Origin of the sequence: Stenotrophomonas thermophila (genome assembly GCF_001499715.1) — a bacterium.
Classification (GTDB): Bacteria; Pseudomonadota; Gammaproteobacteria; order Xanthomonadales; family Xanthomonadaceae; genus Stenotrophomonas; species Stenotrophomonas hibiscicola.
In genome coordinates, this window is the sequence record NZ_CVIW01000045.1 from 165,671 (window position 1) to 180,395 (window position 14,725).

General features: G+C 62.5%; 19 protein-coding genes, 1 tRNA gene and 2 pseudogenes. 7 read left to right on the top strand and 15 right to left on the bottom strand.

Translation table 11 applies throughout. The features are described from left to right. The 4 genes from BN1263_RS16465 to BN1263_RS16480 all read right to left on the bottom strand — a co-directional run bounded on the left by BN1263_RS16465 (position 1) and on the right by BN1263_RS16480 (position 2,937). Positions 1-684: a YjbF family lipoprotein gene (locus BN1263_RS16465; protein ID WP_058982654.1), complete on the bottom strand. Its 684-nt coding sequence runs from the start codon at positions 682-684 to the stop codon at positions 1-3. Between the two features lies 1 nt (position 685). Continuing rightward, complete coding sequence (locus tag BN1263_RS16470; protein ID WP_058982655.1) at positions 686-1,795, bottom strand: polysaccharide biosynthesis/export family protein; 1,110 nt, start codon at positions 1,793-1,795, stop codon at positions 686-688. 80 nt (positions 1,796-1,875) lie between these two features. Next, positions 1,876-2,217 carry a hypothetical protein gene (locus tag BN1263_RS20735; protein ID WP_058982656.1) on the bottom strand — a complete coding sequence of 114 codons (342 nt, stop codon included), beginning with the start codon at positions 2,215-2,217 and terminating at the stop codon, positions 1,876-1,878. 60 nt (positions 2,218-2,277) lie between these two features. Further along, on the bottom strand, positions 2,278-2,937 hold the full coding sequence (locus BN1263_RS16480) for a phosphatase PAP2 family protein (RefSeq protein WP_080398861.1): 660 nt from the start codon (positions 2,935-2,937) through the stop codon (positions 2,278-2,280). Positions 2,938-3,055: 118 nt separating this feature from the next. Between BN1263_RS16480 and BN1263_RS16485 the strand changes: the two genes are divergently transcribed. Both BN1263_RS16485 and BN1263_RS20590 read left to right on the top strand, forming a co-directional pair. Next, positions 3,056-3,132 (top strand) — tRNA-Arg (locus BN1263_RS16485). Between the two features lie 153 nt (positions 3,133-3,285). Continuing rightward, entirely contained in the window at positions 3,286-4,071 is a 786-nt protein-coding gene (locus BN1263_RS20590) for a hypothetical protein (RefSeq protein ID WP_144435378.1), read from the top strand. 11 nt (positions 4,072-4,082) lie between these two features. Here the strand turns inward: BN1263_RS20590 and BN1263_RS16495 are convergent, their stop codons facing one another. Genes BN1263_RS16495 through BN1263_RS16520 form a run of 6 tightly spaced genes read right to left on the bottom strand, consistent with a single transcriptional unit; the run spans position 4,083 to position 6,961 of the window. After that, positions 4,083-4,904, bottom strand: a complete 822-nt coding sequence (locus BN1263_RS16495) for a tyrosine-type recombinase/integrase (protein WP_260832985.1) — start codon at positions 4,902-4,904, stop codon at positions 4,083-4,085. A 26-nt stretch (positions 4,905-4,930) separates the two neighbouring features. Beyond that, on the bottom strand, positions 4,931-5,266 hold the full coding sequence (locus BN1263_RS20945; RefSeq protein WP_239508686.1) for a hypothetical protein: 336 nt from the start codon (positions 5,264-5,266) through the stop codon (positions 4,931-4,933). Continuing rightward, positions 5,253-5,570, bottom strand: a complete 318-nt coding sequence (locus tag BN1263_RS16500; RefSeq protein ID WP_058982661.1) for a hypothetical protein — start codon at positions 5,568-5,570, stop codon at positions 5,253-5,255. Before BN1263_RS16500 ends, BN1263_RS20945 begins: the two co-directional genes overlap by 14 nt. Beyond that, the gene (locus tag BN1263_RS16505) at positions 5,567-6,154 is read right to left on the bottom strand and encodes a hypothetical protein (protein ID WP_058982664.1); all 588 of its coding nucleotides are present in this window, start codon (positions 6,152-6,154) and stop codon (positions 5,567-5,569) included. Before BN1263_RS16505 ends, BN1263_RS16500 begins: the two co-directional genes overlap by 4 nt. Beyond that, a complete protein-coding gene (locus BN1263_RS20740) occupies positions 6,151-6,699 on the bottom strand; it encodes a hypothetical protein (RefSeq protein ID WP_186008981.1) in 549 nt (182 codons plus the stop codon). The genes BN1263_RS16505 and BN1263_RS20740 overlap by 4 nt, the downstream gene beginning before the upstream one ends. Further along, complete coding sequence (locus tag BN1263_RS16520) at positions 6,692-6,961, bottom strand: hypothetical protein (RefSeq protein ID WP_058982668.1); 270 nt, start codon at positions 6,959-6,961, stop codon at positions 6,692-6,694. The genes BN1263_RS20740 and BN1263_RS16520 overlap by 8 nt, the downstream gene beginning before the upstream one ends. 65 nt (positions 6,962-7,026) lie before the next feature. Here BN1263_RS16520 and BN1263_RS16525 point away from each other — a divergent pair, with 65 nt between their 5' ends. After that, positions 7,027-7,491 (top strand): hypothetical protein, encoded by a 465-nt coding sequence (locus BN1263_RS16525; RefSeq protein WP_144435379.1) that lies wholly within the window; start codon positions 7,027-7,029, stop codon positions 7,489-7,491. 297 nt (positions 7,492-7,788) lie between these two features. On the opposite strand, the gene BN1263_RS20600 is transcribed toward BN1263_RS16525, so the two are convergent. Further along, positions 7,789-8,298: a hypothetical protein gene (locus tag BN1263_RS20600; RefSeq protein WP_144435380.1), complete on the bottom strand. Its 510-nt coding sequence runs from the start codon at positions 8,296-8,298 to the stop codon at positions 7,789-7,791. A gap of 2 nt (positions 8,299-8,300) precedes the next feature. Further along, on the bottom strand, positions 8,301-9,071 hold the full coding sequence (locus tag BN1263_RS16530) for a hypothetical protein (RefSeq protein ID WP_058982672.1): 771 nt from the start codon (positions 9,069-9,071) through the stop codon (positions 8,301-8,303). Between the two features lie 127 nt (positions 9,072-9,198). On the opposite strand from BN1263_RS16530, the pseudogene BN1263_RS16535 reads away from it, so the two are divergent. The 3 genes and pseudogenes from BN1263_RS16535 to BN1263_RS16545 form a co-directional block, all read left to right on the top strand. Then, positions 9,199-9,537 (top strand): annotated as a pseudogene (locus tag BN1263_RS16535) (SOS response-associated peptidase family protein); the annotation flags it as partial. Between the two features lie 203 nt (positions 9,538-9,740). Beyond that, positions 9,741-10,244 carry a hypothetical protein gene (locus tag BN1263_RS16540; RefSeq protein WP_186008982.1) on the top strand — a complete coding sequence of 168 codons (504 nt, stop codon included), beginning with the start codon at positions 9,741-9,743 and terminating at the stop codon, positions 10,242-10,244. 70 nt (positions 10,245-10,314) lie between these two features. Beyond that, positions 10,315-10,758, top strand: coding sequence for a RidA family protein (locus BN1263_RS16545; RefSeq protein ID WP_251102351.1), 444 nt, complete (start codon positions 10,315-10,317; stop codon positions 10,756-10,758). A 277-nt stretch (positions 10,759-11,035) separates the two neighbouring features. Here BN1263_RS16545 and BN1263_RS16550 read toward each other — a convergent pair whose 3' ends face one another. Next, positions 11,036-11,899 carry a hypothetical protein gene (locus BN1263_RS16550; RefSeq protein WP_058982676.1) on the bottom strand — a complete coding sequence of 288 codons (864 nt, stop codon included), beginning with the start codon at positions 11,897-11,899 and terminating at the stop codon, positions 11,036-11,038. A gap of 636 nt (positions 11,900-12,535) precedes the next feature. Between BN1263_RS16550 and BN1263_RS16560 the strand changes: the two are divergent. Next, positions 12,536-13,000 (top strand): annotated as a pseudogene (locus tag BN1263_RS16560) (GNAT family N-acetyltransferase). Between the two features lie 107 nt (positions 13,001-13,107). Here BN1263_RS16560 and BN1263_RS16565 read toward each other — a convergent pair. Both BN1263_RS16565 and BN1263_RS16570 read right to left on the bottom strand, forming a co-directional pair. After that, positions 13,108-13,467, bottom strand: a complete 360-nt coding sequence (locus tag BN1263_RS16565) for a response regulator (RefSeq protein ID WP_021202849.1) — start codon at positions 13,465-13,467, stop codon at positions 13,108-13,110. Then, positions 13,457-14,620, bottom strand: coding sequence for a two-component system sensor histidine kinase NtrB (locus BN1263_RS16570; protein ID WP_448226390.1), 1,164 nt, complete (start codon positions 14,618-14,620; stop codon positions 13,457-13,459). The genes BN1263_RS16565 and BN1263_RS16570 overlap by 11 nt, the downstream gene beginning before the upstream one ends. Positions 14,621-14,725: the final 105 nt, after the last annotated feature.

Here is a 14,725-nt window from a genome sequence, read left to right on the forward strand (position 1 = left end):
TCAGTCCTTGGCCGGGCGATAGGGTTTGAGCTGGGTCAGCTCAGCAACACGACCGGGCGCCAGATGCTGGCGGCTCTTCCAGATGAAGCCTGTGGCAGGATCGGCCCAGTAGACATTGCGGCCACTCATGCCACCGCCTTGCAGCTGCTCGTCGAACCGCTGCAGGGTCCGGCGCGAACCCAGTATCTCCACCTGCTCCAGTTCGCCCCTGCTCAGGATCCCGGTCACGGCTACGTCGACCTGGTAGGCGGGAATCCAGTCATACCGGCGCTGCACCGCAACGGGCGTGGTCACTGTACGCAGGTCATCGAAGGGCGAGGGTCCATCGATACGCGCGTGCCATTGCTGCCCGAGGCCGCTGCCACCCAGCAGCAGGCCGTGGGCGTCCATTTCGAACACCGCATGTGAACCCGCGAACCACTGCTGGCGGCCTCCATCGACGTAGCCCAGAACAGCCACTGCGGTGAGGTCGGGAGTTTCCACCTGCATCTGCGGGAAGCGGTTGCTGGCCACGCCTTCTGCGGTCGCCTGTGCCGGGCGATGGGTGATCAGCCGGAAGGTATCCAGTGTGGAGCGGCTGCCGGTGGTGCACCCGGTGAACAGCAGGGCGGCGACGGCGACCAGCAACAGCGCGCCATGGGCGCGATGTGCAGGGCGGTGGCAGGCCGCATCCATGCGAGCCATGTCAGTTGTCCTTGATTTCGGTTCCGGTACGCGCCGCGTTGTACAGGATATTGGTGAAGGGCAGCAGCTGATTCACGAAGCGGTTCCAACGGCTGACGCCGGCCGCGCCGACAAATACGACGTCGCCCGGCTGCAGATGGAACTGACTGCCGGCGGCAAAAGCGGTCGGAGAGCGCGCCTCCAGCTGATAGACCATCGAGGGCTCCTGTTGCAGGTCCGTGCTGCCGCGGATGACATACACGGCATTGCCGTTTGCGGTCTGTTGAAGCAGGCCGCGAGCGCGGCCGAGTGCCTGGTTCAGCGAGACATCACCGGTTCGGAAGCTGTAGGCGCCGGGCTGATTCACTTCGCCCACCACGAAGATCTCTTTGCGATCAAGGTAGGGCACGAAGATGGAGTCGCCATCCTTGAGGAGTAATTGGCGGCCGCCAAACTCGCGAGCCAGGGTTTCCAGGTTGATCGTGTAAGTGATGCCTTCCCGGCTGAGCTGGATGCCCGACAAGTCGGCCTGCTGGTTGTCCAGTCCGGATTGGCTGATAGCATCTGCCAGCGTCAGCGGCGAGGTGCCCAGGGCAATCGGCGAGGATCGCTGGGCAGCGCCTGTCACCCAGACCCGCTGGCTGCCATAGGTGAGGACGGATACGTCCACCTGGGGCGATTCCACGTACTTGGCCAAGCGGGTGCTGATTTCCTCACGGAGCTGCATCGGCGTCTTTCCCGAGGCTGTGACCTTGCCGATGTATGGGTAGAACATCGTGCCGTCACTCTGCACAAGGCGCCCTGCCAGAGCACCCTGCTGCTGGGGACCGGCCGGCACGGTCAATTCGGGGTGATCCCATACGGTGACATAGAGAATGTCGCCGGCCCCGACCGTGTACGGTGCAGGCTGGTAATCGAACAACGCAGCTGGCAGTGAATTCTGCGTCCGCGCGGCGTTTTCCTGGGCGATCAGCTTCGGCGTGATGCTGACGATTTCCAGCTGACCATCGCCGCTCTTGCGGTCGACGGCAACGTCGCTGCGGCGCAGGTGCTGTCCCGGCGCAAGCGCACAGCTGGACAGTGCCAGTGCGGTCAACGCAGCGGCAAGGAGGCGAGGGGTGATGTTATTCATGGGGATGAGAGTCTGGCAGGCATAAAAAACCCCCGCCGGGCCGCGCCCGGCGAGGGCCTGAGTGGTACGCAGTGCGCTGATCAGCCGCCGGTGCCGCCTGTACCACCGGTGCCGCCCGTACCGCCGGTGCCACCCGTACCAGGGCCGCCCGGACCCGGGCCGCCCGGATCAGTGCCGCCGCCGCCGTCATTGCTGCCGCTGGTGCTGTCGCCGCCGATGCTGTACGCAACGGCCGCGGCGGCCACGCCGATTACGGTGGTGCCCACGACAGCAGCGGTCGAGACGCCTGCAGCTTCTGCTCCGGCAACTTCCGCCGCAGTGGCCTCCGTTCCGGCCGTAGCCTGCGCTTCCTGCGCGAAACTCATCATCGGGGAGGCGGACAGGGCCGCCAGTGCCACAACTGCGATCGTCTTCTTGAACATGGGAGGCCTGCTCCGTCAGGGAAAATTCCTTTCACATGTTCTTCGGATGAATCCTTGCTGTCAAGGTTTGTGATTGCTATCGCCATGATGGCCGCTGACTGGGACCGAATGGCCGCGTAGGCCGTGGCGCTCGAACGCTTGCGCGCGGCCGGACAGTGTCTTCGCCGCGGCCTTCACGAGGTCATGGGTGTGCAAGTCTGCAAGCAGTATCGGGGAGGTCACGGCGGCGGCAATGGCCAGCAGCGCGGCGCGGCCACGCACGACCAGCATGTTGCCCAGAGTATGTCCGCCACGCAGCACCCATGCCGACGCGGCCAGGCCGAGGCTGAGTCCCATGACGATTTCGGATGGGGAGTGGGCTCGCAATGGCAGTCGAGAGTAGCCGATCGCGAGCGCTAGGCCTGCGCCCACGACGGCCCAGGCCGGCAGCTGTCGGCTGCGTCCGCTGGCCAGCAGCCAGAAGGCCACGGGATAGAGGGTGCTGGACATGGCGGCGTGCCCGGAGACGCCGGTGAAATCCAGATGCTTCAAGCCGAAACCCCAACCCATGAAGGCAATCTTGCTCGCTAGCGTGGTTGCGGCAACTACAATCATTGCCGCTGCCCAGCGCCATAGCAGGTGTCGGTGAGAAGGCGGCAGAAACAAGGCGAGTACAGCGGCAAACGGAAACAAGGCGCGGCTGTCGCCGAGTGCAGACAGGCTCTGCCAGAAGGTCATCATGCGGCGACGGCAAGTGCAGCGGGGAGAAGCGCACAGATTACTGACGGTGGGCGTACTGCAGAACGCCCGGCGCTTGGTCCATTCAGCCAGACGAGGTATCCTTTTCTCCGCCGCCAATGGCCCCGTAGCTCAGCTGGATAGAGCGTCCCCCTCCTAAGGGGAAGGTCGCCCGTTCGAATCGGGCCGGGGTCACCACAATTCAATGGCTTAGCCCATGTCGGGCCCCTGCGACCTACGTTAGATTGGTCTACTTCGGAGCTTGCTTGGCACAGTTGGCACACACGGAATTCTGACCGGCATCTGGGAAGACCTAGATGCCGCTGCAATGTAAGACGCCAGGGGGGCGCGATGGCCGCAACTGTAAGTCACCAGTTCTCGGGGGTCTTCCTGCTAGATGAAGGCCAGCTGAGACGAATAAACGACATTATCGCTAAGCGACTTCCTGAAGTGGCTGATGGGGCATGCGAGATTCACGTGAGCCGGGCAGATTCATTTTCGTTCGTCACAGGGAGTATTGACGAGGTTTGTAGCGAAGAGAATGGCTCATCAGTTGAGATTGAGAGAATCAGGTTCGTGGCATCCAGTAGTGGGTTTTCGCTTCGTCTTGATGCTTCTCGGGAAGACGGGGTGAATCTTGGCATCGAAGGTAATGATCGAGATGCTGTCTTCCTGATTTACAGTGAGCTCAAGGCCTATATCGACCAAGGTGTAATGACGCGCAGGTGGCTTGGGGAAAATCCGTATCAATGGAAGTTGGTAGCGTTGGTTGTAGCGCTGGGCGCCACCTGCGCAGGCGCATTTGGATTGTTGGCGTGGAGCAATGATCCTGCGCCGGCCGAGCTTGCATTGAAGTCTAACGACGTGCTTGTCAAATTGAATTATCTGATTGATCGGGGTCGTAATGTTCTGGGTCCTGTGACTCTGATGTTCTGTGCGTTTATTGTCGCCATGATTGGGATAATGCTGGATTGGCACGCTAAGGCCCTTTCATTTTTCTTCCCTGCCAACGTCTTCATGCTTGGCAGGATGGTTCGATGGTACGAATCAAGGGTAAAGCTCAGGTCTCAGATTTTTTGGTCGGTTATAGTTGCGGCTGCCTTGGGTATGGCTACGTCGGCATTCTTCGCCAAGTAGCGGATTCTCCCCTAGTACTTAAGTCGTGCCACTGCGGTTTCATCTCCGTCAGGCGTTAGGTGAGCGTAGTATTTTTCTGTGACTGCGTAGTCTGCGTGGCCGGCCAAGACCTGTATTCTTCGTAGCGGCACACCATTGATAGCCATGTGGGCGCAAAATGTGTGTCGAAGACGGTGTAGGTGGCCGCCAATGCCTGCAAGCATTGCGTCCTTCTTGAACCAGTCCGACACTGTGTCCTTATGGACCGTGACGAGCGGATCTGGAAGGCGGCGTAACGCCCACTTGGCATATCGGTTGAGGGGAACCTCCCGCCACTTGCCCGACTTCGTTCTGCCTTCGCCACTCTCGTCTGGGTCGCTCTCCACTAGGAGGCGGCCCGCCACGACAGAGCATTTCTCCAGCCCGATGATCTCGCCGCGCCGCAAGCCGGTGTGAGCCATGAAGAGCCACAGCGGGGCTCGTGCAGGGTTCGCCCGATACAGGCGGCGCATGGCAGCCCGGTCGTAGAACTTGACGGCCACGCTCCGCACGCCGCGAGGCGCCTTTACAGAAGCCAGCGGGTTCACGTCCAGTTCTTTCCATTCGACGCCGCGGTTGAACGCCGCCTTCAGTCGTCGAATCTCCTTCCCCACGGTTTCCTTTGCAGCCTTGTCGTCCAGGAGCCTGGCGCGCTTGTACTGCTCCACTTCGACCGCTCGGATGCTGTCGATCGGCCGGTGGCCGAAGCGCTCGGTGAATCGCTTCACCTCGCTCCTGGCCTTCGAAATCGTGGTCGGGTGCTCGGCCTCGTACCAGTCCAGATACCACTCCAAGTAGTCGCGGACCTTCGGCAAGCGCGCCAGGATCCGGACCCCATGGGTCAGTTCTGCTTCTTTCGCGGCACGTATTCTCTCCGCCTCACGGGCGTCAGGTTCCCCAATGGACCTGCGAAAGCGCTCGCCGCCTTCCGACCAGTCGAGGTAGGCCTTGCTGCCGCGCCAGTAGAGTCGAACCTTTGCCATTCCTCTGCACCTTCGATCGCGGCATAGAGCGCCGCCTTTTCGTACAACTGCTTTCCCATGAAGCGGCGGGGCGTCAGCCCGTAGCCCATGGCGTTCTTCCTGAACTGGCTGTTGGAGACGCCGCAGTAGTGGGCGGCTTCCTCGACGGTGAGCCAGTCTTTCCCTGACAGGTCGAGCCTTTCAGCGGCGCCCATTGGCGCCTCCCGCGGCCTTCCTCCTGGCCGGCGTCTGCTCAGCGAGGCCAAGGTTGAACTGCAGGACGTTGTCGGCTGCCGCAGGCTCGGCGGCCAGGCGCGCGCTGCGCGCGGGTCGGTTGAGGCGGCGCCACGCTGCAATGGCTGCATCGGGATCGGCATGCTTGCTGGTCGACCTGCAGGCGCACTCGACCAGGTGGCCACCGCCTGCGGAGGCGCAGCGCTTGTCGTGGATGTGGCGCGCGCGGTGGCCGGCGGCGCAGTTCGGCAACCCTTCCGGGTGGCTGATATGTTCCTGGGTCATGGCTTTTTGCACTCCTCGATGTGGGCTTCGAGCTGTTCAATCAGGAAGGTGGCTTCGGTGGCCCTGCGGCGGCGCTCGTGCGTGCTGACCGGCGCCGGGCCGGCGTCCCGGATCCACTTCAGCGGCTCAAGGAACCAGCTCGGGTCGACAGGCAGCAGCTTGCGCGGGTCGGGCTTGTTGTCGGGTGGGAAGCAATCCGGCCCTGCCCAGTCCTCGCTCATCCCGCAGCGCGTGCACACGCGCCGCTGGAAGTCGTGGACCTTCTCGGGCTGGATTACGCGCGGTGTCTCGAACAGTGCGCGGACAACGAGCCCACGCTGGTGCGCAGCGTAGACGTGCCCCGCGTCGGCCTGCATCCAGCAGCCAGGCCGGTGATCGTCCTTGTTGCGGTACTCCCAGCGCACTGGCTGAGCGGTGTAGAGCGCTTTCAGCAGGGTGTCAGCCCAAGCGCGCACCTGATCGACGGCAACGGGACCGCTGGCGGGGTCGATACGTCGCATGGCAGAGACGACTGCGGCGACGGGCGACGATGCCTTGGTGGCCTCGACAACGGTGGCCGGGGAAACGGGCAGTGGTGCGGTCATGCGAACAGGTCCAGTTGGGCCGGCAGTGCCGGTGCGCGCGGCTGTGCCGGAAGTGGTGCTGCGGGAGCGGAGGCGCGCATGCGTGCGCGCTGTGCAGCGTTGAAGGCGAACCAGAAGCCTAGGCCGTGTCGGCGCGCCCGGCATTCGGTCAGCAGCACTCGCGCTGTGTGCTTGGCCTGTGCAGCGGTGAGCAGCTGGTCAGCCGCCACACTCGATGCTGACGACTTGCCGCATTCAGCTGTACAGTGCACCACGTCCTCTACCGCGCCCGGCCCATGACCACTCGTGGCTTTCATCGAACCCTGCGCGGTTTCCACGATGGCTACCATTTCGTGCTGACCATCACGAGCAGCGTGGATCACGTTTTCTCTTACACAGCCGAAGTCGACGGCATCGCAGTCGAGTTGCGACCCGAGGGCGTGATCAGGAGCAAGGGCGACGCTATGCAGCTCGGCATGGCTGCGGTTGAGCGCCACGTGGCGGGCCTCGCGTCCAGGCGCTGAAGGCGCGCTGGTAGAAGCCGTGGTGAGCAGCTGGTCAGCCATGGGGCACCCCGGTGAGGGTCCGGCGCAGGCATGCCACCGCCTCGGTGACCATGGCGCCCGGACGGGGGTCGGGGCTGGAATCCAGATCATCCAGCGCAGTTGAGAGGTGCCCCAGCGCTCGGTCGATCATCGCAATAGGCATGGACAGGTCCACGGCCTGCGCGGGCGAGCGGAACAGCGGAACCGGCTGTTCGTCATCCTCGCAGTAGGCGGCAGCCTCAGCGGCGGTCGGGAACAGCATCGGCTCGTCGTGGTGGGTCATCCACGCAACCGGCTCCCCCACCGGCTGGTCGCGGTCACGGGTCGAACAACAACTTCGGGCTCAGCGTGATTCTGACCAATCTCGGCGGCAACAACTGGCGAGTGTCGGCCTACACGGGGTCATCGTTTGTATTCGGCACGATATGGGTATACGACTCGGTTGTGACTGGAACGCCGGGCAAGACCGGCATCGAGGTCTACCGAGAGCCCACCGGCGAGCTGGCTTTCGCTTCTTGGGCAAAGCCCCTTCGGATCGTAGGCGTGACAACTGCCCCGTTCGGGGCGGCGGAGGGCGCCTACATGCAGGTCCCGGCTGGTCGGCGCTACGCGGTGATCTCGTCTCGTTCGTGCCAGCGGATTGAGCGTGGTGTGGGCTTCCGCTTGACTGGGCCGCAGGGCGATGGAAAGGGCGCTGCGGGGTCGGGACGCTTTTACTATGCCGGGGCGACTGCCCTGATCCCGCAGTCGGACAACGCCACGCAGTTCAGTGCATCCGGCCACTTCGTGCTGATCGACGTGACCGGGCATTGAACTTCGTACAGGCAGCGTCCAGCCGCAGGTTCCGTCGTGCTTCGGTTGAGCGCTATGCCACGGGTTGTAGTAGATCCTCGCGGTTGCTCCGCGACGTGTTCACCGCGCGGGTGACGCCGATACGGGCCAAAGCGCGGATAAGCGGCTCCTTCGGCCAGGTTGCGGCCATGGGCTGTTCCCTCTTCCATTTGGTTGAGGACGGTCTAAGAGTGATTGGCACGGAATCGCTAGATGTCGCAAAGGAAAGGACGCCCGATAACTAAGAAGCTCCGGGCGTCTTGGAGCTCGGCCTGAGGATCAGTGACCGAATCCGCAATCAACATAGCCTGTATCGATAGTTTGGCAGAGGCTTACGCCATTCACCGTTGAGCAGCCAGTGGAAGTTCCGGGTACTACGGAGCATTGATCTCCGCCAAATCCGCCGCCCGGCCCGCCGTCCTCCATGCCGCCGCCACCGCCACCGCTACTACTCCCCTTCCAGTTGCTGTTCTCCAATTTCTTGAGAAGCCATACAGAGCTAAGCTTCGCGTATAGGAAGGTGGCGCATTGCGTTCCATTGCAGATTGTTACATCCAGAGGGTTCCCCTTGCTGTCCACCCATGAGTTGACATGCTTGTTGACTTCGCTGCGTATGTACATCTCCGTATCGCCAAATGCAGCGGGCGCATCAAACGTGCACTCCGGGCAGTAGTACTTTCCAGCGCTGGCCGCGATCGCAAGCCCTGCGGCTGCCACCACAATTCCACCCAGCAGTAGACGAACACGCTTCTTCCACGCTCTTGCATTAGGTGCAATAGTGTCATCCATACTCACCTCGAGGCACTCCTTTTGCTGAGGATCTGATTGGCGATTTCCGTACCGCGGCGCAATTGGGCGCCATCCAGGCCAGATGATGCGTTGCTCAAGAACGACGCACCATAACGACTTGAACCTGTGCGGAAGTATGCTTCCGCGTATGCATAGGCCATCACCGGATCTTTCGAGGCGAGTGCGCCGTTCTTGTATATGTCGCTCAGGCGAGCGTAGGCCTGTGGTTGACCAGCGCTGCCAGCCGCCTCGAGGAATCTGACTGTGTTGTCCTTGTACTCGCGAATCAGATCCGGATCGAGTGAATGCAGCTCGTCTTCAAAAATTCTCGAAGCGTAGAGAGAGTAGTCGAGCTGGGCCTTGATGTTTCCATGCTCAGCGGCATAAGTGATTGCCTTGAATATCTCTTCTCGGCTGAGTGGCTTCAGTGACAGATCCTTGCAAAGTCCCTCGGGCGTGATTCGAATGTGCTCGCCATTGGCAGATGCATCACGGTCAATCTGACAACGCAGATTGATCTCAACGAGTTCGTATGCCGTCTCGGCATCCGTCTGTGCTGTTCTAGCAGTGATGTACTTCTGCGGTGCGCTGTTTGTAGATTCGGGCTCAAGCCCCTGTTCTTCCTTCGAGGTCGGGCTATGCCGAACGCTAACGGCTGATTGGCTAGTCTCAGCTGGCGTGAAGTTGTGGTCACGCTGGATGAGGAAAAAGCCTGTGGCGGCAAATATCGCAACTGCAACGACCGAAGTTAGCGCAATCGTCCTGCGTTTCATGTTGCATCCAGTCCTTATGGAAACATAACTTAAGCTGAACGTCTTGAAGGACATTCATCGGTTTCGGTGGCTTTGTCAATAGGACTTGTGCGCATTTGCGGAACTCAAGGCTACTCGCGTCCAAGCATTGATGGTGGTCGACACCTTCTACGAGAACGTCGAGGACCGGATGAGAAGAATCAGGTGGTGCAGTTCACCCCACGCACGGGCGAGCCGATGCTGGTGGCCTGCCTGTGGTCGCACTGGAAGGACCCGGCCGAAGGAGCCGGATCTGCTGTCCTTCGCGGCCATCACCGACGACCCGGAGCCGGAGGTGGCCGCCGCCGGCCACGACCGGACCATCATCAACATCAAGCCCGAGCACGTGGGCGCTTGGCTCAACCCGGATCCGGCCAACCTCGAAGCTCTGTACCGGATCTTCGACGACAAGCGGCACCCGTTCTACGAGCATCGGCTGGCAGCGTAAGGAACCCCCGATCCTGCGGCGCGCGGTTGCCCGATGGCACAGTCAAGGCGGGAAGAGCATGCTGGCCCTGCCGGACCTGGGGCCTATGGCAGCTCAACCCGGGGGCGCGTGAGCAGCGCCGCGCCGGCACCGAGTCCGAACGATTCAGCCAGGTCGCTGCCGTGTTCGCAGGATCTGCGACCGCCGGTCGTATCCTTCCGGCCATGCATTCCTCCCACGGCTTCCGCACCGCCCCGATCCCCTCTGGCTGGGTCCAGACCGGTGAGCGCTGGGCGCTCTGGTACAACGGCCGGCAGACGGCCAGCGTCACGCCAGATGGCGGTCTTGGGGTCCGGCTATGGATGGAAGGCCAGAAGATGTGGCAGGTGAAGGAAGTGCGTGCGGCCAACGTCCGGCAGGCGAAGCGCTACGCCGAGCGCTGGTGCGCCGCCAGGCTGTATCCCGAGCTGCCGCTGCGCGAGGCCGTCGCCCGGCTGACCGACAGCACTCCGATTCAGTTGCCCCCGCCACTGCCCGGCCTGCCGCCGACTCGTGAGCAGCAGCAACAGGCCAGGCGCCTAGCCGAGGCCGGGCGGTTGGAACTGGCGCGGATCAAGGAAGCGCTGGAACCGCGCCGACCGCCGAAGGAGACCAAGCCCAGGGCGAGGGATCCGATGAAGGCGTGGGTCAAGGCAGGTAGAGAGCAGCTGTCCCGCGCTCGAATCTGATCCCCCGTTCAGGGGAGGCGCTCGACTCCAACTGCTTGCCACACTTGCCCTTTCACCAGAGAGAGCAATGATGAACGCTACCAATCGAAAGACCGCCAGCTTCGGAGTGCCGTGGGAATCGGCCTACGGGTACGTACAGGCCGTCCGCGTCAACAACACGATCTTCGTGTCCGGCCAGCTCTCGCACACGCCGCAGGGGGAGTTGGTTGCGCCGGCGGAGCTGGGGGCTGACGGCAAGCCCGCCAACTTCGACACCATGGAAGCCCAGATGAGGCGGACTTACGAGAACGCCCAGGTGCTGCTGGCAGAGCTGGGAGGGTCGCTCGCAGATGTGGTCGAGGAAACGCTGTTCGTCATCGACGTTCCGGCGGCCTTCGCGGCAAGTGGCAAGGTTCGGCCGGCCGTGTATGGCCAGCCGGTGCCGCAGGTGGCCAGCAACCTGATTGGAGTCTCGGCGCTGGCTTTCCCCGAGCAGCTGATCGAGATTGCCTTCCGGGCAGAAGTGCAGAGCTGAGGGCACGGGCAGGCTCAGCCCTGCCATGCGGTTACGCTCGGAAGAATTCCTTTAAGGCCTGGAGGGCAGAGCAGCGGCGCTGCGGCGCTTGAGCGCTCCAGAAAACTCAGGCATGGCTCCTTGCGACACAAGGGCTACGGCATGTCTGCTCCAGAAATCAGTTCAATGCAAGTCTTTGATTCGGTTCCAGAGTCAGGCAGACTTCTAAGCCTGCGCCCTCTTGCAGATAAAAAAATGCCCCCGCAGTTGCGGGGGCATTTTTGTTTAGGCTTCCAGCTCAATTGGTCGTTGAGCACTGCGTTTCTTCGCGGGACTCCTGGCCTTCGGTGCTCTTGATGATCGAAGTACAGACCACACCTGTCTGACCGCCCACGTTTCCAACTGAGCCTACGAACACAACCCCCAAATTTCCTACGTGCTGAACGAAGCTAGTAAAGTCGTTTGGGTTGTTGAACGTGTATTCCCTGTAGCTGTTAGACCCACCTGTCACTTCAGTTTTCGTGGACGGAATGACGTTGCCGCTAGAGTCGCGAGTCTCGTTCTTCAGGCGTTCCCACTTCTTCGCAACGGGATCAAACACTAGTGTCGCGTAAGAGTTATCGCTCGCCACTAGCCTGATTGATATGTCGATCTTCGAAAAATCGAGAAGGCTGAACTTCAATGCCGACAGAAAATCCAACAGCGTCTGACCGTGAGCTTGTGGAGTGGTTCGCGCGTATTCCGAAAGTGCGAAGTCGGCCGATGGGTTGTTCACTACGTCGTACATCGAGCCTGGCAGCCCACTGGCCATTGCGATGATTTGCCCATTGACCACAAGCGCTACAGAAAAGTACTGCAGCTCAGTGGCCGGTACTGGGACCTCGGTAGCCGTCCCGTAGCTCGTGCCGTCAGGTATCTGATCCGGGATATCGCCCCCGCCAGCATCCACGGTCACGATGAACTTCTTCATGAAGTTGTCGGTCTGGTTGATGACGTACACCTCGTCGTAGGTGTACCCGTTTTGAGCGGCCTGCATGATGGCCCACTCCTGCATTTCCGGCCCGGAGCATCCGTCGCATCGCAGGGTGGTGGCTTGCGCTTCCGTTCCAAAGGCGCCGGCGGCGAGTAAACCCATAGCCGCTATGATCTTCGCAATCTTCATTCACTGCTCTCCCTAGTCTGTCTCCGCCAACTCCTAGCAGCCGGATGGCTGGGCGGATGGTGAATGTTTCATGAACTGTACATGTTTTCAAAGGCGCATGTCCGCTGAGGAAGAGTTGCTGGATCTCGCGCATCGGCTATGTGCTTCCGCTCCTCGATTCAGCGCTGCCTGGGTGCTGGTCCTGGCCAATTCGGCACAGTGTTGGCACAGGCCATTCTGGAAGCATTGGTACATTTGGACTCGTCGTCCCCCTCCTAAGGGGAAGGTCGCCCGTTCGAATCGGGCCGGGGTCACCATCTGCTACAGCCGCATGGCAACCGCTCGCCGGACGGCGGCGGCAGGCAGTCCTCCCCAGACAGCCCAGCAGCGCCGCCGCGCAGGCCATGACGCGAATCCACGTGGGCGTGGCTGCCGGTCACGCATCCGATCAGTCGCGAAAACGCCCGCTTCAGAGGGCGGGGTAACGGGAAGCCCGCCGAGGCCTTTGAACGAGGGGATTCCCGAAACCGGGCTGGGCTGGGTGCGGCGGCACACGGGGCGTGATGGCGGCGCGTCTGGAATCTATTGCCCTATGGCAGATCCCAAATGCGGCCGCGCAGCGTGTAGGCCTGGCGCAGATGACGCACCATGAACGCCATGAGCCCCCAGCTTCGCCCCGTCCAGCCGTCGCACTACGCCATCGTGGCCAACTGGCCTGAATCAGCCGAGGCGACCCGGCGCTGGGCAGGCCCCGGTGTGCCGTTTCCCCTGCTGCCGGAACGGTTCGCGCAGGTGCTCGAACTCGGGTCGCGCCCAGGCTGGGCGCTGCTGGACGAGCAGGGTACCTGCGTTGGATTCGGCCAATACTGGATGACTGACGCCCGCACCGCACATCTGGGCCGCATCATCGTTGCCCCGCTGGCACGCGGGCGCGGCCTTGGCCGGCTGCTCATGCAGGCATTGAGTGCACAGGCCCTGGGCCAAGCGGATGTGCAGTAGCTCACCCTGCGCGTCTATCGTGACAACACGGCTGCCGTGGCGCTGTACCGGGACCTCGGTTTCCAGCAGGTTGAAGCGTTCTCGACCCCCGACCTTCTGTTCATGCAGCGCACCTCGGGCTGAACGCTGCTCCGGCGTGGCGGCCTTCAGGGCACACCATTGCCCGCAGGATGACCACAAGCCGTTGGGGCGTCAGGGATGAGGGCCGTCGAGCGCTTGACCGGCCTTCCTCAATCCTGCTTCAGCAGCTCCACCAGCTGGCGCAAACGATACGGCTTGGGCAGGAATTCCACCTGATCGGGCAGTGGCGGCAGCTGCGAGCGCGCATATCCGGATGAGAGGATCATCCGCGCCTGCGGCTGTTCGCGCGCCACATGCTCGCTCAGCTCGATACCGGACATGCCGTTGGGCATGCTGACATCGCTGAACACCACGTCGAAGCGTGCGTCGCCTTTCAGCAACGCGGCGGCTTCATGGCCGTCGGCGGTGGTGGATACCTCGATGCCGAAATCGCGCAGGGCCATGCCGATCATCTCGCGCAGATCGTTCTGGTCCTCCACCATCAGTACGCGGATCGGTTCATCGGTCATCGGTTGCATCCTCTGTTGCGGGGAGTAGCAGGCTGACCGTGGTGCCGACACCGGGGGTGGTGGACACATCGACGAAGCCGCCGCTCTGGGTAGTGAATCCGAACACCTGGCTCAGGCCCAGGCCGCTGCCCTTGCCGATGTCCTTGGTGGTGAAGAAGGGCTCGCTGGCCCGCTCGGCGATGTCGGCGGCCATGCCGTGGCCTTCGTCGCAGACGCTGAGGGTGACATAGCCGCGTTGCAGCGTGGTGTCCGCATCCGGGTCGAGGCGATGTTCCAGTGCGGTGCCGATCAGGATGCGGCCGCCATCGGCGGTGGCCTCCACGGCATTGGCCACCAGGTTTGCCAGGGCGGTCTGCAATTGCATCGCATCGGTGCTCACCTGCGGCAGGCCGGGGGTGAGATGGGCATCCAGCGTCACCGTGGGCGGGCAGGCGCGTTGCAGGTCCGGCAGCCACTGCCGCACCAGCGTATTGATGTCCACCGGTTCGCGGATCAGGGTCTGGCCGGTGCTGAAGGCCAGCAGCTGGCGGGTCAGCAGCGCGCCACGGTCAGTGGCCGCCTGCGCGGCATCCAGCAGCTCGGCCGCGCGTGCATCGTCACCGCTGACGCGCAGCGACAGCAGGTCCAGCGCGTTGCCGATGGTGGTCAGCAGGTTGTTGAACTCGTGCGACAGGCCGCGGCTGAGCCGGCCGACCGTTTCGAACTGCTGGGTATTGCGCAGCGCACGCTGGGCATCACGCAGCAGCCGTTGCGCCTGCCACTGCTCGGTGATGTCACGGGTGATCTTTACGAAGCCGAGCAGTTCGCCCGCTTCGACGACCGGCTCGATGACCACGCTGGCGCGGAACGACGAGCCATCACGGCGTACCCGCCAGCCCTCGCTGGCGACATGCCCTTGTTGCGCTGCGACGCGGAGCAGGCGCTGCGGTTCGCCGGCCTCGCGGTCGGCGGCCAGATAGAAGCGGCTGAAGTGGGTTCCCACCACTTCGTCGGCTGAATAGCCTTTGATGCGTTCGGCGCCGGGGTTCCAGCTGCAGACGATGCCTTCAGGATCAAGCAGGTACAGCGCATGATCGCGCACGCTGTCGATCAGCAGTCGCAGTTGTCGGGAAGGGTCCGTCAGCACGGACGTCGTAGAGGCAGCTCCGTCCACGTGTAAATAAGTGTTACCCCTGTGAGGGACGTGAAGCTAGGCATTCAAGTGTGAAGGATGCGTGCACACCTGACACGTGCCATTTGTCCTGTGCGGCTGAATGCG